Source organism: Roseovarius mucosus DSM 17069, assembly GCF_000768555.3.
GTDB lineage: Bacteria > Pseudomonadota > Alphaproteobacteria > Rhodobacterales > Rhodobacteraceae > Roseovarius > Roseovarius mucosus.
The window spans coordinates 743,393-762,907 of the sequence record NZ_KN293975.1 but is presented as its reverse complement, the minus strand read 5'-3'; the positions used below and the strand labels follow the sequence as shown (position 1 = coordinate 762,907).

21 protein-coding genes and 1 pseudogene are annotated in these 19,515 nt (G+C 61.4%); 16 read left to right on the top strand and 6 right to left on the bottom strand.

Annotated elements, in window-relative coordinates:
• Positions 1 to 16: 16 nt before the first annotated feature.
• Entirely contained in the window at positions 17 to 1,135 is a 1,119-nt protein-coding gene (locus ROSMUC_RS03855) for a DUF6456 domain-containing protein (RefSeq protein WP_052115238.1), read from the bottom strand.
• A 238-nt stretch (positions 1,136 to 1,373) separates the two neighbouring features.
• Here ROSMUC_RS03855 and ROSMUC_RS03850 point away from each other — a divergent pair, with 238 nt between their 5' ends.
• Positions 1,374 to 1,673 carry a DUF6477 family protein gene (locus ROSMUC_RS03850; RefSeq protein ID WP_037269682.1) on the top strand — a complete coding sequence of 100 codons (300 nt, stop codon included), beginning with the start codon at positions 1,374 to 1,376 and terminating at the stop codon, positions 1,671 to 1,673.
• 60 nt (positions 1,674 to 1,733) lie between these two features.
• On the opposite strand, the gene ROSMUC_RS03845 is transcribed toward ROSMUC_RS03850, so the two are convergent.
• Positions 1,734 to 3,281, bottom strand: coding sequence for a trimethylamine methyltransferase family protein (locus ROSMUC_RS03845; RefSeq protein ID WP_037269681.1), 1,548 nt, complete (start codon positions 3,279 to 3,281; stop codon positions 1,734 to 1,736).
• Positions 3,282 to 3,604: 323 nt separating this feature from the next.
• On the opposite strand from ROSMUC_RS03845, the gene ROSMUC_RS03840 reads away from it, so the two are divergent.
• The 11 genes from ROSMUC_RS03840 (at position 3,605) to ROSMUC_RS03790 (ending at position 13,771) form a co-directional block, all read left to right on the top strand.
• On the top strand, positions 3,605 to 4,864 hold the full coding sequence (locus ROSMUC_RS03840) for an OmpP1/FadL family transporter (protein WP_037269680.1): 1,260 nt from the start codon (positions 3,605 to 3,607) through the stop codon (positions 4,862 to 4,864).
• 52 nt (positions 4,865 to 4,916) lie between these two features.
• On the top strand, positions 4,917 to 6,485 hold the full coding sequence (gene guaA, locus ROSMUC_RS03835) for a glutamine-hydrolyzing GMP synthase (protein WP_037269678.1): 1,569 nt from the start codon (positions 4,917 to 4,919) through the stop codon (positions 6,483 to 6,485).
• A complete protein-coding gene (locus ROSMUC_RS03830; RefSeq protein ID WP_037269934.1) occupies positions 6,482 to 6,748 on the top strand; it encodes a putative quinol monooxygenase in 267 nt (88 codons plus the stop codon). Before guaA ends, ROSMUC_RS03830 begins: the two co-directional genes overlap by 4 nt.
• On the top strand, positions 6,745 to 7,632 hold the full coding sequence (locus ROSMUC_RS03825; RefSeq protein WP_052115237.1) for a DMT family transporter: 888 nt from the start codon (positions 6,745 to 6,747) through the stop codon (positions 7,630 to 7,632). The genes ROSMUC_RS03830 and ROSMUC_RS03825 overlap by 4 nt, the downstream gene beginning before the upstream one ends.
• Positions 7,633 to 7,771: 139 nt before the next feature.
• The gene (locus ROSMUC_RS03820) at positions 7,772 to 8,890 is read left to right on the top strand and encodes an OmpP1/FadL family transporter (protein WP_037269676.1); all 1,119 of its coding nucleotides are present in this window, start codon (positions 7,772 to 7,774) and stop codon (positions 8,888 to 8,890) included.
• A gap of 113 nt (positions 8,891 to 9,003) precedes the next feature.
• Positions 9,004 to 9,876, top strand: coding sequence for a hypothetical protein (locus tag ROSMUC_RS03815; RefSeq protein ID WP_037269674.1), 873 nt, complete (start codon positions 9,004 to 9,006; stop codon positions 9,874 to 9,876).
• Positions 9,877 to 9,903: 27 nt separating this feature from the next.
• A complete protein-coding gene (gene metA / locus ROSMUC_RS03810; protein ID WP_037269672.1) occupies positions 9,904 to 10,827 on the top strand; it encodes a homoserine O-acetyltransferase MetA in 924 nt (307 codons plus the stop codon).
• Positions 10,811 to 11,779 carry an alpha/beta fold hydrolase gene (locus ROSMUC_RS03805; RefSeq protein WP_037269671.1) on the top strand — a complete coding sequence of 323 codons (969 nt, stop codon included), beginning with the start codon at positions 10,811 to 10,813 and terminating at the stop codon, positions 11,777 to 11,779. Before metA ends, ROSMUC_RS03805 begins: the two co-directional genes overlap by 17 nt.
• A 37-nt stretch (positions 11,780 to 11,816) precedes the next feature.
• Positions 11,817 to 12,686 (top strand): polyphosphate kinase 2, encoded by an 870-nt coding sequence (gene ppk2, locus ROSMUC_RS03800; RefSeq protein WP_037269669.1) that lies wholly within the window; start codon positions 11,817 to 11,819, stop codon positions 12,684 to 12,686.
• On the top strand, positions 12,679 to 13,302 hold the full coding sequence (locus ROSMUC_RS03795) for a TetR/AcrR family transcriptional regulator (RefSeq protein ID WP_037269930.1): 624 nt from the start codon (positions 12,679 to 12,681) through the stop codon (positions 13,300 to 13,302). Before ppk2 ends, ROSMUC_RS03795 begins: the two co-directional genes overlap by 8 nt.
• A gap of 91 nt (positions 13,303 to 13,393) precedes the next feature.
• Positions 13,394 to 13,771, top strand: coding sequence for a DUF2852 domain-containing protein (locus ROSMUC_RS03790; protein WP_037269667.1), 378 nt, complete (start codon positions 13,394 to 13,396; stop codon positions 13,769 to 13,771).
• 65 nt (positions 13,772 to 13,836) lie between these two features.
• Here ROSMUC_RS03790 and rpsI read toward each other — a convergent pair whose 3' ends face one another.
• The 3 genes from rpsI to ROSMUC_RS03775 all read right to left on the bottom strand — a co-directional run bounded on the left by rpsI (position 13,837) and on the right by ROSMUC_RS03775 (position 15,458).
• Positions 13,837 to 14,328: a 30S ribosomal protein S9 gene (gene rpsI, locus ROSMUC_RS03785; RefSeq protein WP_037269666.1), complete on the bottom strand. Its 492-nt coding sequence runs from the start codon at positions 14,326 to 14,328 to the stop codon at positions 13,837 to 13,839.
• The gene (gene rplM, locus ROSMUC_RS03780) at positions 14,328 to 14,792 is read right to left on the bottom strand and encodes a 50S ribosomal protein L13 (RefSeq protein WP_037269663.1); all 465 of its coding nucleotides are present in this window, start codon (positions 14,790 to 14,792) and stop codon (positions 14,328 to 14,330) included. The genes rpsI and rplM overlap by 1 nt, the downstream gene beginning before the upstream one ends.
• Before the next feature lie 246 nt (positions 14,793 to 15,038).
• On the bottom strand, positions 15,039 to 15,458 hold the full coding sequence (locus ROSMUC_RS03775) for a PaaI family thioesterase (protein ID WP_037269661.1): 420 nt from the start codon (positions 15,456 to 15,458) through the stop codon (positions 15,039 to 15,041).
• A gap of 58 nt (positions 15,459 to 15,516) precedes the next feature.
• Here ROSMUC_RS03775 and ROSMUC_RS03770 point away from each other — a divergent pair, with 58 nt between their 5' ends.
• The 3 genes and pseudogenes from ROSMUC_RS03770 (at position 15,517) to gluQRS (ending at position 18,548) form a co-directional block, all read left to right on the top strand.
• On the top strand, positions 15,517 to 16,302 hold the full coding sequence (locus ROSMUC_RS03770; protein WP_037269659.1) for an enoyl-CoA hydratase: 786 nt from the start codon (positions 15,517 to 15,519) through the stop codon (positions 16,300 to 16,302).
• Between the two features lie 27 nt (positions 16,303 to 16,329).
• Positions 16,330 to 17,703, top strand: a pseudogene (gene trmFO, locus ROSMUC_RS03765) (methylenetetrahydrofolate--tRNA-(uracil(54)-C(5))-methyltransferase (FADH(2)-oxidizing) TrmFO); the annotation flags it as partial.
• A gap of 11 nt (positions 17,704 to 17,714) precedes the next feature.
• Positions 17,715 to 18,548, top strand: a complete 834-nt coding sequence (gene gluQRS, locus ROSMUC_RS03760; RefSeq protein WP_037269655.1) for a tRNA glutamyl-Q(34) synthetase GluQRS — start codon at positions 17,715 to 17,717, stop codon at positions 18,546 to 18,548.
• Between the two features lie 22 nt (positions 18,549 to 18,570).
• Here the strand turns inward: gluQRS and hisI are convergent, their stop codons facing one another.
• Positions 18,571 to 18,930, bottom strand: coding sequence for a phosphoribosyl-AMP cyclohydrolase (hisI, locus tag ROSMUC_RS03755; protein ID WP_037269653.1), 360 nt, complete (start codon positions 18,928 to 18,930; stop codon positions 18,571 to 18,573).
• 67 nt (positions 18,931 to 18,997) lie between these two features.
• Between hisI and ROSMUC_RS03750 the strand changes: the two genes are divergently transcribed.
• A complete protein-coding gene (locus ROSMUC_RS03750; protein WP_037269928.1) occupies positions 18,998 to 19,453 on the top strand; it encodes an iron-sulfur cluster assembly scaffold protein in 456 nt (151 codons plus the stop codon).
• Positions 19,454 to 19,515: the final 62 nt, after the last annotated feature.

Below are 19,515 nucleotides of genomic sequence, written 5' to 3'. Positions count from 1 at the left end.
GCGCGCCCATCCGCCGTCAGCCGATCAAGCCGCCCGCCTCTCCCAGCTTCTCGTAATGTCGCTTGAGCCGTTGCAGCGCGATGCGTAACACGATCTTGCCTGACCGCGCCGACCACCCCATTTTCTTCTCGGCGCGCTCCAGCCCTTCCATGTAGCAGCAGCAGCGCAGCACCACATCCCCCAACCCCGGCCCCAACTCACGCAGCGCCTCCAGAACGCGCAGGCGGGCCGCCTCGGCATCATATCCCCGAGAGACGGAGGGGCTGGCTTGGTCGTCGACATGGCTTAGGAAATGATCCCAGTTCTGCGTGACCCGCGGCGCCATCTGGGCCAGTTCGAAATCCTCTCTCAGCCGTTCACCCGCGCGCACAAGGTCCGACGTCAAGAACCGGCTACCGTCCTTGTCGCGGCGCCGGGCCAGCGCCACGAGCGGCGAGTCGACCATTCCATAACGCGCGCGCCGCCCACTTGCCCCCGAGGCGGGGCGCGACACAGCGCGCCCTGGCACCATCACCGGCCCGTCCCCGAACCCGCTTGCCTGATTTTCCGCCTCTGCCAGCATCAGGCTCAGCGCGTTGCGGCCCGTTGCGGTGATATGGTAGCGCGCGATGCGCCCCGGCGAGTCACAGGCCACCCAGCCTTTGAGCGCCATTGCCTCTGCCACTTGGCGCTCGACCACCGCCGTGCGCAGGGTTTGACCGATGCCGGTGTCACGCACCACCACGGCCTTGTCCATATCAGCAGAGACAGCCAACAGAGCCCCCGCCTCGCACAGGCGGCGCAGAACGCGCCGCGCCTCTGACTTCAACCGGAGTTCAGTCAGTTCAAGCGTTTGATCGTGTCGCGGGATGGTCTGGGATGTCATCGGAGCCTCCTTGGCAGGAGAACCGGGCATCTTGTCATGGTTGACCCTCTGGCCAAGCCGCCGCAGCGCCTCGTCCACCAAGAGATCATCGCGGCGGGTCTCATAGGCGCGGATCTGGCGCATCACGGTCGAAGCATGCCGCCCCGCGTGCCGCGCCAAGGCCCGGATCGGCGTGCCAGATTCGGTATGGGCCAGATAATGCAGTGCCGCTTCGGGTACCCAGGATGGCACGTCATGCAAAATGGTCTTGAATGCATGCCCCTCGTGCATCGCCCGTCCCCCAAACTTTCGGCCATCCGGCACCAGATCGCAACCTGGCAACTTACCCACAGAGTTATCCACAACTTAAGAGTGCAAAGATTACCGGTTCGTTAATTGTTTCCAGAAATGCAACCTTCATTGACAAATCGTAAACAAATCCAAAGCCCTGCGCGCGCCGCAGCGCCCCAAAACGCAACAGCCATCCAACCTGTGCGACGAAGTATATGCACGATCACAGGAGCCTCTCATGCATGATATTCTCGGAACCCTCCGGGCGCTGCGCCGCCCCCCGCTGCTGATCCGCGCCGCGCGCATCGGCCTGCAAGACTATCGCCGCGAGGTGCATTTGCGGCGCTTGCTCCGCGATGGCCCCCTCCCTCAGAGCGCCACGGCGCTGATCCGCCTGCTGGAGACCGAAGCCGCTCTGGATGAGGAACGCCGCCTTGCCAATTCGGCCTATTCTCCCGCGCGCCACGTTGAGGTGCTGATCGCAATGATGGGCGAGGCTCGGGATGTGGCAATCGCCCCGTCCCTGATCGGGACCTGACAAAAAAGCGCGCCGCAAACAGGTGCGGCGCGCTCTTTTTCACATCAAGTCTTGGGTCTTTTAGCTAAAGGCATCCGGCATTTCGGCCTTGCGCTTGGCGACATAGGCCGCAAGCGCTTCGGCAATCGCGGGATCAAGCGGCGGCTGCTGATAATCCGCCAAGAGCTTGTGAACCCGCGCATTGGCCAGAACCATCGTGTCGCGCTCGCCCTCATCCGCCCAGGTCTCGAACGGCTTGTAATCCAGCAAGTCAGACCGCCAGAAGGCGGATTTGAAATTCGCCTGCGTATGCGCGCAGCCGAGATAATGCCCGCCCGGTCCGACCTCGCGGATGGCATCCATCGCCTGTGCCTCTTCATCAACCTGCACGCCGCGCGCCAGATGGTGAAGCGTGCCCAACTGATCGGCATCCATCACGAATTTCTCGAACGAGGACACCAGCCCCCCCTCCAGCCAACCGCAGGAATGCAGCATGAAGTTGACGCCCGACAACAGGCCCACGTTGAGGCTGTTGGCCGTCTCATAGGCGGCTTGCGCATCCGGCAGTTTCGAGCCGTTGAACGACCCTGAGGACCGGAACGGCAGCCCCAGACGCCGCGCCAATTGACCCGCACCATAGGTGATATGTGCGGCCTCCGGCGTGCCGAATGTCGGCGCACCCGAATTCATGTCGATCGAGGTCACAAAAGCGCCAAAGATCATCGGCGCGCCGGGGCGCACAAGCTGGCTATAGGCAATGCCCGCCAGAACCTCGGCCAGAACCTGCGTCAGAGTGCCCGCCACCGAAACCGGTGCCATGGCCCCGCCCACGATAAAGGGCGACAGGATGCAGGCCTGATTGTTGGCAGCATAGATTTCCAGCGACCCCATCATGACATCGTCAAACGTCATCGGCGAGTTCACGTTGATGAGCGACGTCATGACAGTGTTGTTCTGCACGAACTCCTCTCCAAAGAGGATGTTGCACATATCGACGCTGTCTTGCGCGCGGCTAGGCTCTGTCACCGATCCCATAAAGGGCTTATCCGACAGGGTCATATGCGCCAGCAGCATATCAAGATGGCGTTTATTCACCGGAATATCGGTGGGCTCACACACCGTGCCGCCAGAATGGTGCAACCATTTCGACATATAGCCCAGCTTCACGAACTTGCGAAAATCCTCCATCGTGGCATAGCGGCGGCCGCCTTCCATGTCGCGCACGAAGGGTGGACCATAGACCGGTGCCAGAACCAGCGACTTGCCACCGATTTCCACCGTGCGCTCGGGGTTGCGCGCATGCTGGATGATCCGCGACGGGGCGGTCGCGCAGAGTTGCCGCGCCAGACCGCGCGGAATACGCACGCGCTCGCCCTGCACATCGGCACCCGCTGCGCGCCAACGCTCCAGCGCCGCCGGGTTCTGCACAAAGTTCACGCCAACCTCTGCCAGCACCGTTTCGGCATTGGCTTCGATTATCTCTAGCGCCTCTTCGGTCAGGACCTCGAAATTGGGAATGTTGCGCTCGATATAGCGCGCGGTCTCGATGCTGACGGCGGTGCGTTCGGCGCGGCGCGCGGCCCCGCCGCCGCCCCGGGACCGTCTGCTGCTCAGTGCTGCTTCTGACATGGATGCACCCTTCGTGTGTGGTCAATTGCAATAGCCAAGGCTCCCGCCTCAGGGCAGGTCTACTGTGGTCATACCTGTTTGCCCGCCGCCTTCAGGCGAAGATTCCGGCGATTGCGGGGAAAAAGCGACACGCGTCGCAGATCAATTCCCCCCAGAACGCGATTGATTTCGACACACAGAAAAGTGAATGTCTGAATATATTCACAAACCCTAATGGTTTAGCCTGAGCCTGATCTTTCCAGCACCAACACTTCTGGTCTGGAAAAGCGCGGGACAAACTGACAGATGCGGTTAAACTGCACTGCATCGCGAGGGATTGTATGATGAAAATAGGTTTCGGCCATTTGGCCAAGGTGTGTGCCCTGATCAGTGTGGCAACGCTCGCCAGCCCCGCCACGGCCACCAACGGCTATTTCGCAAACGGATATGGCGGCCAGTCCAAGGGCATGGCCGGGGCAGGTGTCGCGGTACCCACGGGCGTTCTGGGCATGGCACAGAACCCGGCGACGGGCGTCAAGGTGGGCAATCAGGCCGGCTTTTGCCTGACCACGTTTTCACCCAACCGCGACGTGGAAATCGCGCCGGGTGGCCCGCTGACCCCCGGCACTCACAAGAGCCAGAATGACGTCTTCTTCATCCCCTGCGGCGGCGCCAACTGGAAGCTCGATGACCGCTCATCGCTTGGTGCCTTCGTCTTTGCCAATGGCGGCATGAACACGGAATACGACACGAATTTTCTTGCCGGTCTCGGTGCCGGATCCGCACCGCTTGGGGTCAATCTCGAACAGGCGTTCATCACCCTGAACTACGCCCGCAAGGTGAATGACCGCCTGTCCTTCGGAATTGCCCCCATTCTTGCGGTCCAACGGTTCAAGGCGCAGGGCTTGCAGGCTTTTTCGGGCCTCTCGGTCAGCCCCGGCGATGTGACCAATCGCGGTCATGACTGGTCCACCGGCTTTGGCGTGAACCTTGGCCTTCTCTACGAGGCCAGCCCCGAGTGGACCATCGGCGCGGCCTACCGCAATGAAATCCAGATGTCCAAGTTCAGCCGCTACAAGGGCCTTTTTGCCGAGGGCGAATTCGACGTGCCCGCCATGTTGACCCTTGGCGCGGCCTATACCCCTGCTTCTGCGCCGCAATGGACGATCACGGGCGAGTATCAGCGCATTTTTTATGGCAATGTAAAATCCATCGCCAACCCGAGCGCGCCTCCGAATGGCCCTCTTGGCGCGCCGAATGGTGTAGGCTTTGGCTGGCAGGATATTGATGTCTGGCGTCTCGCCGCCATCTGGCGGACATCGGACAAGCTTACGCTGCGCACCGGCGTCAGCTATTCGACCGAGTTCATCAAGAACGATGGCGACGTAGTGATCAACACCATCGCACCCGCAACACCGCAATGGCATCTCTCTGCGGGCGGCACATACAAGATCGACGAGCGGTGGTCGTTCACCTTTTCCTACACCCACGCATTTTCCAACAGCTTCTCCGGGGCCAACCCCGCGCTGACGGGTGTGGCACAACCGGTGAAAATCCGCATGCACCAGCACGAGATTGCAACCGGCCTCAGCTATCGCTGGTAAGGCGCGCTGCTTTCGCTTGCACAGGCGCGGGACGCCAATTACTAGGCAGGACATGAGCCAGATATCCCATGACCGCCTCCTCATCATCGACTTTGGCAGCCAGGTGACGCAGCTGATCGCGCGGCGCCTGCGCGAGCTGAATGTCTATTGCGAAATACACCCTTATCAAAAGGTGACGGATGCCTTTTTGAGGGAAATGGCGCCGCGCGCGATCATCTTTTCCGGCGGCCCTGACAGCGTGATGCGCGAGGGCAGCCCGCGCCCGCCACGCGCAGCCTATGATCTTGGCGTACCGATCCTGGGCATCTGCTATGGCCAACAGGTGATGATGCAGGATCTGGGCGGCAAGGTGGAAGCCGGAGAGCACGCCACCGCCGAGTTCGGGCGGGCCTATGTGACCCCCACCGGGGTTGCCAGCGGCTTTGTCGAGGGCTGGTTCGACGCCGGCGCGCGTGAGCAGGTCTGGATGAGCCATGGCGATCATGTCTCTGAAATCGCTCCCGGATTCGAGGTTTTGGGCACTTCGCCCGGCGCCCCCTTCGCGATCACCGCCGATCAGGCCCGCCGCTTTTACGCGGTGCAGTTTCACCCAGAGGTGCACCACACCCCGAACGGGGCGCGGCTGTATGAGAATTTCGTGCGTCTGGCCGGTTTTAAAGGCGACTGGACGATGGGCGCCTATCGCGAAGAGGCGATTGCCAAAATCCGCGCCCAGGTGGGCGACAAGCGGGTGATCTGCGGCCTCTCGGGCGGGGTGGACAGCTCGGTTGCCGCCGTGCTGATCCACGAGGCCATCGGCGATCAGCTGACTTGCGTCTTTGTCGATCACGGTCTGCTGCGACAGGGCGAGGCCGAAGAGGTCGTGGCCATGTTCCGCGACAATTACAATATCCCCCTCATCCACGCTGATGAGGCCGATCTTTTCCTGGGTGAGCTTGAGGGCGTAAGTGACCCGGAAATAAAGAGAAAAACCATCGGCCGCCTGTTCATTGACGTATTCCAGAAATACGCCGGGCAAATCGAGGGGGCCGAGTTTCTTGCCCAGGGCACGCTTTACCCCGATGTGATCGAAAGCGTCAGTTTTTCCGGCGGTCCCTCAGTGACCATCAAGTCGCATCACAACGTCGGCGGCCTGCCCGAGAAAATGGGCCTGAAACTGGTCGAGCCGTTGCGCGAGCTTTTCAAGGACGAGGTCCGCGCCTTGGGCCGCGAGCTTGGCCTGCCCCAGAGCTTCATCGGCCGTCATCCTTTCCCCGGCCCCGGTTTGGCGATCCGCTGCCCCGGCGAGATCACCCGCGAAAAGCTCGAGATCCTGCGCAAGGCCGATGCGGTCTATATCGACCAGATTCGCAAACACGGGCTTTACGATGAAATCTGGCAGGCCTTTGTCGCAATCCTGCCGGTGCGCACCGTGGGTGTCATGGGCGACGGGCGCACCTATGATTTCGCCTGCGCGCTGCGCGCGGTGACGAGCGTTGATGGGATGACGGCGGATTACTACCCCTTCACCCACGACTTTCTGGGCGAAACCGCAACGCGCATCATCAACGAGGTCAAGGGCATCAACCGTGTGACTTATGACATCACCTCGAAGCCTCCGGGAACAATCGAGTGGGAGTGATCCGGCTCACCGGCACGCTCACTTGCGCGCTCGAAGAGGTCGAAACCGTGCGCGCCGCCCTGCCCGAGCATATCCGCCTCAGTCGCGCCGAACCGGGTTGCCTCGCGTTTGACGTGACCGAAACCGCCCCCGGAGAATTCAGCGTGTCCGAGCGGTTTGTAGACCGCAGCGCCTTTGATGCGCATCAGACCCGCACACGCGCCAGCGACTGGTGGCGCTTCACCGCTGATATGCCCCGCCACTTCGAGATTTCCGAGGAATGAGTCTGGCGGCACCAGCCCCCGCACCACAGGCCCTGCGCGCAGGGCTCTGGATGCTGGGCGCAGTCGCTTCTTTCTCCTCCATGGCGGTCGCGGGGCGCGCGGTCAGTTTTGAACTCGATACGTTCGAAATCATGATGTATCGCAGCATCGTGGGCTTTGTTCTCGTGCTTGGCGTCGCCCGCCTGACCGGCCAGATTGGCACCATCACCACGCGCAGCCCGCGCACGCATATCATTCGCAATCTGTGCCATTTCACCGGCCAGAACCTGTGGTTCTACGCCATCACCGTCATTCCACTGGCCCAGGTCTTTGCCCTCGAATTCACTGCACCCCTCTGGGTTCTGATCCTCTCGCCTCTTGTCCTCGGCGAACGTCTGACCGGCACCCGCGCGCTCGCCGCCGTCATCGGCTTTGCCGGTATCCTCATCGTCGCCCGCCCCAGCCCCGAGACCCTCAACATGGGCACGATCGCGGCTGCGGCTGCGGCCATCGGCTTTGCCGGCTCGATCCTGATGACCAAGCGCCTGACCCGCACCGAAACCCTCACCTGCATCCTCTTCTGGATGACTCTCCTGCAAATCGGCCTCGGTCTGGCCTGCGCCGGGTATGACGGCGACATCGCTTTGCCCTCGCTCACCTCTGCCCCATGGCTGGTGCTGATCGGCTGCGCGGGACTCGTGGCGCATTTCTGTTTGACCACGGCACTCTCGCTCGCCCCCGCCACCCTGGTCACGCCGGTAGATTTTTTGCGCCTGCCCGTGATCGCGATCATCGGTGTTTTGGTGTATGCGGAACCTGTTGACGCATTTGTGATCTTGGGTGCGCTTGTAATCTTTGGCGCGAATTATCTCAATCTTTGGCGCGAAACGCGCAAAAGCGCCTGAATACGCACTTTTTTCCCTTATAAGGTGTGTCCCCCACGCCACCCGCCGCCACGTCTCAATTCGTGACGCCGCGTCAAAGATTGACCAGATTCGGCGTAACGGTAATGTGACGTCAATAACTCTGGAGGAGAGGGACATCATGAAGACAACCTGGCTTGCGGCGACAGTGATCGCCGCCACCGCATCAACAGCCTTTGGCGGCGAAATCGAACGTCGGGGCGATCCCTCGATGATCCTGTTCGAAAAGGGTAAGAACTATCTCGAGTTTTCGGCCGCGACCGTCGATCCCTCTGTTTCGGGGACCGCGCTTCCGGGCATCCCAACAGCGCCCACAGGCAATATCCAGAACCGCTATCAGTCCTTTGCAGGCGGCTACAAGCACGAACTGAATGACCGGATTGCGCTCGCTTTCGTCGTCGACGAGCCGGTCGGCGCTTCGGTCAACTACCGTACGCCCCCGGCGGCTTTGGGCGGCGCTTTCTTCGGCGGCTCGAATGCAGAGGTCAGTTCCATTGCCTTCACGGCACTTGCAAAATACAAGGCCACCGAGCGTTTCAGCATCTATGGTGGTCTGCGTTATATCGGCCTCTCGGGGAACCTGACCGTGATCTCTCCTGCCACACTGGGCAGCGCGGTTCCTGCCCCAAACAATCCCTATACACTGGGTGTGAGCAAGGATTTTCAGGTCGGCTATCTATTGGGTGCCGCCTATGAAATCCCCGACATCGCGCTGCGCGTTGCCCTGACCTACGAATCCAAGACCGAGCACGACTTCAAGGACAACACCGGCGCAGGCTTCAAGGTGGAAATTCCGCAGGCGTTCACCCTGCATGCCCAGTCGGGCATTGCCAAGGACACGCTGCTCTTCGGCTCCGTCAAATGGCGGGAATGGTCGAAATTCGCTGTGCAGCCGGGTGACTTTTTCTCGGTGGCCACCGGCGTTCCGGTCAACGTGCCCATCGCCAGCGGCCCGAGCGACATCTGGACCTATGAGCTGGGTCTCGGTCGGCGGTTCAACGAGAACTGGAGCGGCGCGCTCATCCTTGGCTATGAAAAAGACGAGGGCGACGTTGTAGGTAACCTCTCTGGCAAGGACGGCTATTTCAGCTACGGGCTTGCGGCCACATATGAAACCGAAGCATGGGAAATCACCGCGGGTATCAAGTATTTCGACATCGGCGATGCCAATTCGAGCGTGACCGCCTTCTCTGGCAGCGATGCCATTGCCATCGGCACCAAGGTTGCCTTCCGCTTCTAAGCGATCTGACCAAGCAAATTCAGGCCCCACCCCTCATCCGGGCGGGGCTTTTGCATGATTGCATTTGACCCCGCGCCACGCGCTTTGTACCAAGCCCGCGAGAGGGAGCGGTGATGATCTATACTTCAGCACAAGACTGGCGCGAGGCCACAAACAAACGGGTGCTGTTCTATGGCATGTCCGGGCTTGGCAAGACGCATCTGTCGAACATGTTGCGCGACGCCGGGGACTGGTTTCATTATTCCATCGACTACCGCATCGGCACACGCTACATGGGCGAACTCATCGCGGACAACGCCAAGGCACATGCGATGCAGGTGCCCTTTTTGCGCGACCTCCTGCTCAGCGACTCGATCTATATCGGCTCCAACATCACCTTTAACAATCTCACTCCGGTTTCGACCTACCTGGGCAAGCCGGGGAACCCGGCCAAGGGCGGTCTGCCCATCGACGAATATCGCATCCGGCAGGAACAGTTCCGGCAGGCGGAAATTCACGCTCTTATGGATACCGCCTACTTCATCCGCCGAGCGGGTGCCCTTTATGGCTATCCTCATTTCATCTGCGACACCGGCGGTTCGATCTGTGAATGGGTGGACGGGGACGATCCCGCCGATCCGATCCTGACCGAACTTTCCGAGCATTGCCTGCTCATCCATATCGAAGGGTCCGAGGCGCATACCGCCGAACTCATTCGCCGTTTTGATCGCGCCCCCAAACCGATGGCCTATCAGCCCGAGTTTCTTGACGCGGCATGGACGGAATATCTAAGCGAAAACAAATGCCAAGAGAGCGAAGTTGATCCTGACAGTTTCATTCGCTGGACCTATGCGCGCGCGCTCGCCCATCGTCAGCCGCGCTATGAGGCGATGGTTAAATGGGGCGTGAGCGTGAGCGCCAATGAGGTAGCGGCGGTCAAGACCGCGCAAGACTTCGAAGGGTTGATCGCCACCGCCCTTGAGCGCCGCGCCGCCACGCCTATCTAAGGCCAGACAATCAAGGAAACCCGCCCTATGCCCATCAAGATCCCCGCAGACCTGCCCGCCTATGACGTGCTGACGCGTGAAGGGGTAATGGTGGTGGATCCGGATCAGGCCGCGCGGCAGGATATTCGCCCCCTGCGCATCGGCCTCCTCAACCTCATGCCGAAAAAGATCCAGACCGAAAACCAGTTCGCCCGGTTGATCGGGGCCACGCCGCTGCAGATCGACTTCGACCTGATCCGCATGAGCGAGCATCAGACCAAGAACACCGCCGCCGAGCATATGGAGAGCTTTTATCGCCCTTTTGACGAGGTCGCCGCCTCTGGCGACAAATACGATGGCCTCATCATCACCGGCGCGCCAATCGAGCATCTCGATTTCGACGCCGTGACCTATTGGGCAGAGCTGGAGCGCGTGTTCGCCTGGACCCAGTCCCATGTGCATTCCACCTTTGGCGTATGCTGGGGCGGCATGGCCATGATCAACCATTTCCACGGGGTTAAGAAGCACATGCTGCCCGCCAAGGCCTTTGGGTGCTTTAGGCACCGCAACATGGCACCCGCCTCGCCTTATCTGCGTGGGTTTTCCGACGATTGCGTGATCCCCGTCAGCCGCTGGACCGAAATGAAGCGCGCCGAGATCGATGCTGTGCCAGGCCTCAGGATCCTTCTCGACAGCGACGAGGTTGGCCCCTGCCTGGTCGAAGATACCACGCGCCGTGCGCTCTACATCTTCAACCACTTCGAATATGACAGCGACACGCTCAAACAGGAATATGACCGCGACGTGGCCAATGGCACGCCCATCAATGTGCCCTGCAATTACTACCCCGGCGACGATCCCGCACGCCCGCCGCAAAACCGCTGGCGCAGCCACGCGCATCTTCTCTATGGCAACTGGGTGAACCAGATCTATCAAACGACCCCTTTCGACATGAATGCCATTGGCGGTTAAATCCCTGATCCTGCTCGCGGCCTGCCTGACCGCGCTCTGGGGCTGGACCCAGCATCGCGCGCGCAGCCATGAGGCACGCGCCGAGGCGGCCTTTCCCCCCGAGGGCCAGATCATCACGGTCCAAGGCCACCCCGTGCATGCGGTGGTGATGGGCAAGGGCCCCGATCTCGTGCTCATTCACGGGGCCTCTGGAAACACCCGCGACCTGACCTTTGATCTTGCCCCGCGTCTGGCGCAGGACTACCGCGTGATCGTCCTGGACCGTCCCGGTCTCGGATATACTCCGCGGATCAACCGCACCGGTGCCACGATCACCCAGCAAGCGGCGCTCCTGCAAGAGGCGGCGGCGCAATTGGGAGCCGACAAACCGATCGTGCTGGGACACAGCTATGGGGGCGCCGTGGCGCTTGCATGGGCTGTGACGCAGCCCGATCACATCGCGGCCCTGGTGAACATCGCCGGTGCTGCGGAGCCCTGGGATACGGGCCTTTCCACCTACTACCGCGTGCTCTCGCATCCCGTGCTGGGGCCGCTTGTGATCCCGCTCCTCACCGCCTTTGTCCCCGACAGCCGCGTCGAAAAGGCTGTGCAAGAGATTTTTGCGCCGCAAGAACCGCCCGCCGGTTACATGGATCATATCGGCGCGGGCCTGACACTCCGCCGCCATTCCTTGCGCGCCAATGCCCTGCAACGCGCCAACCTTCTGGGTGAGATCGAGGCGCTGCACACGCGTTACGCCGAGATTAGCGTGCCCGTTGAAATCGTGCATGGCACCGCCGATACCACCGTAGGTGTCTCGATCCACTCCGAACCGCTTGCGGCGCAGGTCAAAGACGCGCATTTGACCGTTCTCGACGGCGTCGGCCATATGCCGCATCACAGCGCCCCCGAGGCGGTCGTTTCCGCTATAAATCGCGCTGCAACCCGCGCCGGATTGCGCCCCGCCGATTGAGCCGCCATACTGGCCCGAAACCATTGCGAGAGGCCCCATGGACCTGCCCTTTGACGGCGCAATCAGCGCCTTTTTCGAAACCGAAGCCCCCGATGCGATCCGCAAGGAAATCCGCCGCGCCGACAAGGATGACATCTTGGGCGGCGATTTCCCCTATTCCGAGGGGCTTTCGAAAAAGACCTACGAGAAAGAGATCGCAAAGCTGCAAATCGAACTGGTCAAGCTTCAGCATTGGGCCAAGGAAAGCGGCGCGCGCATTGCCATCCTCTTTGAGGGACGTGACGCGGCGGGAAAAGGTGGCACGATCAAGCGGTTCCGTGAATATCTCAACCCGCGCGGCGCGCGCGTCGTGGCGCTCAGCAAACCCTCAGACGTCGAAGCAACGCAATGGTATTTCCAGCGCTATATCGACCATTTGCCCTCGGGTGGCGAAATCGTCTTCTATGACCGAAGCTGGTACAACCGCGCCGTGGTGGAAAAGGTCTTTGGCTTTTGCACTGACGCACAGCGCGAGCACTTTTTTGCCCAAGTGCCGGATTTCGAGCGGATGCTCATTGATGAGGGCATTCATCTCTTCAAGATCTGGCTCAATGTCGGGCGCGCCGAACAACTCCGCCGCTTTCTCGACCGCGAACAGGATCTGCTCAAGCAATGGAAACTCAGCTGGATTGATGTCGAAGGTCTCAAGAAATGGGACAGCTACACCGCCGCCATCGCCGAAACCCTGACCCGCAGCCATACTGATCACGCGCCTTGGACCGTGGTGCGCTCGGATGACAAACGGCGCGCCCGGATCGAGGCCATCCGCCATGTCCTCAGCCAACTGGACTATGCCCGCAAGGACGTCCGCGCGGTGGGCGTCTGTGATGCGGGCATCGTTGGCGGCCCTGAAGTCTGGCATGGGTAAACAGGGCTATCACCACGGCAATTTGCGGCAGGCTCTGGTCGAGGCCACGCTGGCCCTTATTGCCGAAAAAGGACCGCAGGGCTTTACCATGGCCGAGGCCGCCAAGCTGGCCGGCGTGTCGACCGCCGCCCCCTACCGGCATTTTTCAGGCCGCGAGGCTCTGATTGCCGAGGCCGCCCGCCAAGGCTTTGAAATCTTTGTCACCCGGATGGAAGCCGCGTTCAACGATGCCCGCCCCAATCCGCTGACGGCTTTCATGGCGACGGGGCGTGCCTATCTGGCCTTTGCCCGCTCGAATGCGGGGCATTATGTGGCGATGTTCGAATCCGGTCTCTCGGTCAACACCAACCCGGAACTGGCCGACGCGGCGGGACGCGCGCAAGCGATCCTCACCCGCGCCGCGGCCGCCCTCTCTGCGCATTTGCCACCCGACCGCCGCCCGCCTGCGGCGATGTTCGCGGCCCATGTTTGGGCGATGAGCCACGGGGTGGTCGAACTTTACGCACGCGGTGCTCCGGGCGCGCGCGCGCCCTTCCCTCCCGAAGACCTGCTCGAATCCGGGATCAGCGTCTATCTGCGCGGTCTGGGCCTCATTCCACCTGACAGCGGCTCCTGATTCAAAAAATCCGAATACACCTCTTGCATGGCAAAATTGGCACCCCACTTATGTAAATGTAAGTAACATTTACAACTGAGAAGGAGACCACATGTCCGCCATCGCCACCTGGCCTTCACAGGCCGAATCTTGGCTTGATCGCCAAGGCAAACCCGCTTGGATCATCGCGATGATCCTTGGTTTCATCGTCTTTTGGCCAATCGGCCTCGCCCTACTCGGCTATATGATTTGGAGCAACCGCATGACCTGTCGCAGCGCAACACCCCGCTTTCAACGCCGCCACGCCACGCGCAACACCGGCAACGCCGCCTTTGACGCCTACAAGGCCGACACGCTGCGCCGGCTCGAAGAAGAGCAAGAGCAATTCGAAGCCTTCCTGCAACGCCTGCGCGATGCACGCGACAAGGCCGAATTCGATCAGTTCATCGACGAACGCCGCAACCCCACACCGGCGCAGCCCACCGCCTGAAACCTCTGTCACATACGAAAGGGCCGCCCAGTGGGCGGCCCTTTGAGTGTATAATCCGAAATGGATCAGCGCTTCGAGAACTGGAAGCTGCGGCGAGCCTTGGCCTTACCGTATTTCTTCCGTTCCACGACGCGGCTGTCACGGGTCAGGAACCCGGCCGCCTTGAGCGCGCCGCGCAGGCTGGGATCATAAAGCTGAAGTGCCTTGGACACACCATGCTTGACCGCACCGGCCTGACCCGACAAACCACCACCGGCAACCGTTGCCATCACGTCGAACTGGCCTTCGGTGCCAGAAACCGTGAACGGCTGCTTCAGGATCATCTGAAGCACGGGACGCGCGAAATACTCGTTCATCGGCTTGCCATTGACCACAACCTTGCCCGAACCGGGCTTGATCCAAACGCGGGCAACCGCATCTTTCCGCTTGCCCGTGGCATAGGACCGGCCAAGCGCATCGCGCACCGGCTCACGCGGAGCTTCCATCGCCACGGCTGCGGCGCTCACACCGCCAGCGACGGCTTCGAGACCTTCGAGGGATTTGATTTCGTCAGCCATCAGTAAGCCACCCGCGTATTCTTGGAGTTCATGGATTTGACGTCCAGCACCTCGGGGCTCTGCGCCTCGTGGGGGTGCTCGCCGCCTGCATAGACGCGCAGGTTGGTCATCTGCGTGCGGCTCAGGCGATTGCCCGGCAGCATGCGCTTGACCGCCTGCATCACGACGCGCTCGGGGTATTTACCCTCGAGGATCTCGCCGGTGGTGCGGGATTTGATGCCGCCCGGATGGCCAGTGTGCCAATAGTTGGGCTTGTTACGCTTGTTGCCGGTCAGCTGAACCTTGTCGGCATTGATGACGATCACGTTGTCACCCATGTCCATGTGAGGGGTAAAGCTGGCCTTGTGTTTGCCGCGCAGACGCATGGCGATGATCGAGGCAAGACGGCCCAGAACAACGCCCTCGGCGTCGATCAGGATCCATTTCTTGTCGATATCTGCCGGGGTAGCAGAGAATGTTTTCATGTCAGGCAGAACCTTGTGCTTGGTCTTTGGTCTTGATCAGTTTTGGCCACCCAGCGGGCGCCTCTGATGCGATGGACGGGTTATAATCAGTTCGATGCACAGGTCAACCGCCATATGTTCAAATTATACCTTAGAAAACAATGCCTTAAAAAATAGGTATTATGTTACCCCATGCAATTCGCGCCTCGCCCGTCGTAAAATACCTTCGGGGTGATCCGAAGGGCAGACCGGCCGCCGCCCGCGCCCTCACTTGGGGGGGATCGAATAGGTCAAACTCGCGCGTGCCACCGGCGCGCTCAGCCCGTCGGAATAGATCAGCACATCGCCCACCGCCAGCACCCGCCCCAGCTTGAGCAACCGGCACTCGGCAATCAGATCCACCCCAGCCGCCGGTTTGCGCATGAAATCAATGCTGCAATTGGTGGTCACGGCCAGCCCCTGCGGCCCAATCATCGCAAGAATCGCCAGATAGACCGACACATCGGCCAGAGCAAAGATCGACGGCCCCGAGACCGTGCCACCGGGCCGCAAATGCCGCTCTCCCACGAGGAGCCGCGTGCGCACCCGCATGGCGCCCACCTCTTCAATCGCAAACTCGCCCGAGACCTGCGGAAATTCCCGGTCCAGAAATTCCATCAGGTCTTCGGCGGTCATCTTGACGCTCATGCTTTGCTCCCTGCCTCGTTCCACGCTAGAATGGCCCTAACGCACAAAAGGTTACAAGATGGCAATTCTCGACCGCACCGACGAGGGCGCAATCGCCCGGCTTACGCTCAATTCACCCGAAAATCTCAACGCGCTTTCGGATGCGATGCTGGCGGCCCTTCAGGCCGAATTCGACCGGCTGGCACAGGATCGCAGCATACGCGTGATCACGATCCTGGGCGCCGGCAAGGCGTTTTGCGCGGGCCACGATCTCAAGGAGATGACAGCCGGGCGACAGGCAGAGGATGGCGGGCGCGCCTATTTCGCAGATCTCTTCGCACGCTGCGCCCGGATGATGACCACGATCCGCGCCCTGCCTCAGCCCGTCATTGCCGCCCCGCATGGCATCGCCACGGCAGCGGGCTGTCAACTGGTGGCCAGTTGCGACATGGCCGTGGCGGCGCATGGCACGCGCTTTGGCGTCAATGGCGTCAACATCGGCCTTTTCTGCTCCACCCCGATGGTGGCGCTCAGCCGCAATATACCGCGCAAACAGGCCTTCGAGATGCTGACCACAGGGCACTTTATCGACACCACCCGTGCCGCAGAGCTTGGCCTCATCAACCGGGCCGTTCCGGCCGAGGATCTGGAGACCGAGACCATGGCCCTCGCCCAGACCGTCGCGGCCAAACTCGGCTCTGCCGTGCGCATCGGCAAACGCGCCTTTTACGAGCAACTCGAAATGGGGTTGGAGGCGGCCTATGCCCATACCGGCGCAGTGATGGTCGAGAACATGCTCGACCGCGACACCGCCGAAGGCATCGCCGCCTTCATCGACAAACGCGCGCCCGATTGGGATCAGTGACGCCCCTTTCCAAACCAGACTCAATGGCCTAGATCGCAGCTCATGGACAAGACATTGCATATCATCGGCGGCGGCATGGCCGGGTCAGAGGCGGCGTGGCAAGCCGCCAACATGGGCGTCGACGTGGTCATCCACGAAATGCGCCCAAACGTCAAAACCTTTGCCCATCGCACAAGTGATCTGGCGGAAATGGTCTGTTCCAACTCCTTTCGCTCGGATGATGACGAGCAGAACGCCGTGGGCCTGTTGCATTGGGAAATGCGCGCGGCGAACGGGCTGATCATGGCCATGGCCCATGAAAACCGTCTGCCCGCCGGGGGGGCCCTGGCGGTGGACCGGGACCGCTTTTCCCAATCGGTCACGGCGCGGCTCTTGGATCACCCCAAGATCACCGTGCAACACGATGAAATCACGGAACTTCCCGATAGCGGCCATTGGATCATTGCGACCGGCCCACTGACCTCGGAAGGCTTGGGTCGCGCAATCGCCGCCGAGACCGGCACCGAGGCACTCGCCTTCTTCGACGCCATCGCACCGATTGTCTATCACGAGAGCATCGACATGTCGCGCGCCTGGATGCAGTCGCGCTATGACAAGGGCGAAACCGAGGCAGAGCGCACCGCCTATCTCAACTGCCCGATGGACCGCGATCAATACGAGGCCTTCATCGACGCGCTGCTGGCCGCCGACAAGACCGAGTTTCACGAGGGCGAAACGGCGGGGTATTTCGACGGCTGCCTGCCCATCGAGGTCATGGCCGAACGTGGCCGCGAGACCCTGCGCCACGGCCCGATGAAGCCCGTTGGCCTGACCAATCCCCACGCGCCGGACGTCAAACCGCATGCCGTGGTGCAGCTGCGCCGCGACAACGCGCTTGGCACGCTCTACAATATCGTAGGCTTTCAGACCAAGATGAAATATGGCGCGCAAACTGCTGTTTTCAAAATGATTCCTGGCCTCGAAAACGCACAGTTCGCCCGCTTGGGCGGCATCCATCGCAACACATTCCTCAATTCTCCGACGCTGCTTGACGCGCAGATGCGCCTGCGTTCACGCCCGCATATCCGCTTTGCCGGGCAGATCACCGGGGTTGAAGGTTATGTCGAATCCGCCGCCATGGGCCTCTTGGCGGGGCGTCTGGCCGCTGCGGAGATCCTGGGACAAAACCTGCCCCCCGTGCCGCAGGACAGCGCCATGGGCGCGCTCATCCACCACATCACCGGCGGGGCCGAGGCCAAGACCTTCCAGCCGATGAACGTGAATTTCGGCCTCTTCCGCCCGATTGATGGCTTCAAAGGCGGGCGGCGCGGGCGCATTGACCGATACAAGGGGTATACCGACCGCGCCAAGGCGGCATGGGGTGAATGGCTGGCCGCGCAGAACATGAGCATTGCCTCATAAGTCTTTGAAAAATGTTCATAACGCGCTTCGCCCCCTCGCCGACCGGCCCGCTGCATCTGGGGCACGCCTATTCTGCGATGCTGGCGCATGACCGGGCACAGGCTGAGGGTGGCTCCTTCCTTCTACGCATCGACGATCTGGATCAAACCCGCTGCCGCCCCGAATGGGAGGCACAGATTTTCGACGATCTCGCATGGCTCGGTCTCGACCGGCCCCGGCCCGTGCTGCGCCAATCCACCCGCCTGCCCCGCTATCGTGCAGCGCTCAAAATGCTTTGGAGTCAGGGGCTTCTCTACCAATGCTCCTGCAGTCGCGCCGATATTCGCGCCGCCGCCTCTGCCCCGCAAGAGGGCGCGCCGCTCTTGGGGCCCGATGGCGTGATCTATCCCGGCACCTGCCGCCCCTCGACCCCGCCGCAGGGCCCGATGCCCGAAGATTGCGCTCTGCGTCTCGACACGGCCCAAGCCTGCAAAATGCTAGATAACCCTTTGTCTTACATAGAAAAAGACCAGATCATCACACCCCGTAACCTGCCTCACACCGTTGGTGACGTGGTGCTGGCCCGGCGCGAGATGGGCGCCTCTTACCACCTCTCGGTGGTCGTTGACGATGCCGATCAGGGGATCACCCATGTGATACGAGGCGAAGACCTGCAAGAAGCCACGCAAATCCATGTGCTCTTGCAGCGCCTGCTGGGCCTGCCTACACCCGCCTATCACCACCACGCGCTGATCCGCGATGACGCGGGCAAGCGGCTGGCCAAACGCGACGACGCGCGCGCCATCTCCACCTACCGCGCCCAGGGGGCGAGCCCCAGAGACATCCGCGCGATGGTTGGCCTCTAGACGTTCGGCGGTCCGAATCCACTCAGCCCATCGGTGCCATGATCTCTGTCTCGTGACCTTCCCGCACCGCCGTGTAGAAACACGAGCGCCGGTTGGTGTGACAGGCGGGGCCACTCTGACGCACCTGCACCAACAGGCAATCGCGGTCACAATCAACACGCATCTCGACCAGCTCCTGCACATGACCCGAGGTTTCGCCCTTGATCCAGAACGCCTGCCGCGAGCGGCTCCAATAGGTCACGCGGCCTGTTGCCAGCGTGCGCGCCACGGCGTCCGCGTTCATCCAGGCCATCATCAGCACCTCGCCCGTTTCGGCCTCTTGGGCGATGGCAGGAATCAGGCCGTTTGCATCATACTTTAGTGTCGCCGGATTGAAGGGCATGGCGGATTTCCTTTTGCATCTGCGCGTCACGCGCCTATTTATGGGGCAACACACGAAAGGGAAAGCCATGAGCGGCGAAACCGACCTTATCAAGCTTTATTCCGCGCGGATATTGGAACTGGCCTCTGACATACCGCATCACGGGCGTCTGGCCGATCCGCAGGCCAGCGTCAAACGCCGCGCGCCGCTCTGCGGCTCGACCGTGACGGTGGATATCCGCTGCGAAGACGGGCGGATTTCGGACTACGCCGCCGAGGTGAAGGCCTGCGCCCTTGGTCAGGCCGCCGCGAGCGTTGTGGGCCGCGCGATCATCGGCTGCGATCTGGCACAGGTGACGGCGGCGCGCGATGCCCTGCGCGAGATGCTGAAATCCGACGGTCCCACCCCGCCCGCACCCTTTGACGGGCTCGAAGTTCTTCGCCCCGCGCGCGACTACAAGAACCGTCACGCCTCGATCCTCCTCACGCTAGAGGCTTTGGTCGAGGCGATGGAGACAGTCCGCGCGCAAACCTCCTGCGCCTGACCGCCCCCTCGCGGCAAAGCGATCCTTTCTGAGGGCCACACCCCTTACCTTTCCCAAAATTT

Coding starts and splice junctions, on each gene's coding strand:
- ROSMUC_RS03855 (WP_052115238.1), bottom strand. CDS start 1,135: ATGCACGAGGGGCATGCATTCAAGACCATTTTGCATGACGTGCCATCC.
- ROSMUC_RS03850 (WP_037269682.1), top strand. CDS start 1,374: ATGCATGATATTCTCGGAACCCTCCGGGCGCTGCGCCGCCCCCCGCTG.
- ROSMUC_RS03845 (WP_037269681.1), bottom strand. CDS start 3,281: ATGTCAGAAGCAGCACTGAGCAGCAGACGGTCCCGGGGCGGCGGCGGG.
- ROSMUC_RS03840 (WP_037269680.1), top strand. CDS start 3,605: ATGAAAATAGGTTTCGGCCATTTGGCCAAGGTGTGTGCCCTGATCAGT.
- guaA (WP_037269678.1), top strand. CDS start 4,917: ATGAGCCAGATATCCCATGACCGCCTCCTCATCATCGACTTTGGCAGC.
- ROSMUC_RS03825 (WP_052115237.1), top strand. CDS start 6,745: ATGAGTCTGGCGGCACCAGCCCCCGCACCACAGGCCCTGCGCGCAGGG.
- ROSMUC_RS03820 (WP_037269676.1), top strand. CDS start 7,772: ATGAAGACAACCTGGCTTGCGGCGACAGTGATCGCCGCCACCGCATCA.
- ROSMUC_RS03815 (WP_037269674.1), top strand. CDS start 9,004: ATGATCTATACTTCAGCACAAGACTGGCGCGAGGCCACAAACAAACGG.
- metA (WP_037269672.1), top strand. CDS start 9,904: ATGCCCATCAAGATCCCCGCAGACCTGCCCGCCTATGACGTGCTGACG.
- ROSMUC_RS03805 (WP_037269671.1), top strand. CDS start 10,811: ATGCCATTGGCGGTTAAATCCCTGATCCTGCTCGCGGCCTGCCTGACC.
- ppk2 (WP_037269669.1), top strand. CDS start 11,817: ATGGACCTGCCCTTTGACGGCGCAATCAGCGCCTTTTTCGAAACCGAA.
- ROSMUC_RS03795 (WP_037269930.1), top strand. CDS start 12,679: ATGGGTAAACAGGGCTATCACCACGGCAATTTGCGGCAGGCTCTGGTC.
- ROSMUC_RS03790 (WP_037269667.1), top strand. CDS start 13,394: ATGTCCGCCATCGCCACCTGGCCTTCACAGGCCGAATCTTGGCTTGAT.
- rpsI (WP_037269666.1), bottom strand. CDS start 14,328: ATGGCTGACGAAATCAAATCCCTCGAAGGTCTCGAAGCCGTCGCTGGC.
- rplM (WP_037269663.1), bottom strand. CDS start 14,792: ATGAAAACATTCTCTGCTACCCCGGCAGATATCGACAAGAAATGGATC.
- ROSMUC_RS03775 (WP_037269661.1), bottom strand. CDS start 15,458: ATGAGCGTCAAGATGACCGCCGAAGACCTGATGGAATTTCTGGACCGG.
- ROSMUC_RS03770 (WP_037269659.1), top strand. CDS start 15,517: ATGGCAATTCTCGACCGCACCGACGAGGGCGCAATCGCCCGGCTTACG.
- gluQRS (WP_037269655.1), top strand. CDS start 17,715: ATGTTCATAACGCGCTTCGCCCCCTCGCCGACCGGCCCGCTGCATCTG.
- hisI (WP_037269653.1), bottom strand. CDS start 18,930: ATGCCCTTCAATCCGGCGACACTAAAGTATGATGCAAACGGCCTGATT.
- ROSMUC_RS03750 (WP_037269928.1), top strand. CDS start 18,998: ATGAGCGGCGAAACCGACCTTATCAAGCTTTATTCCGCGCGGATATTG.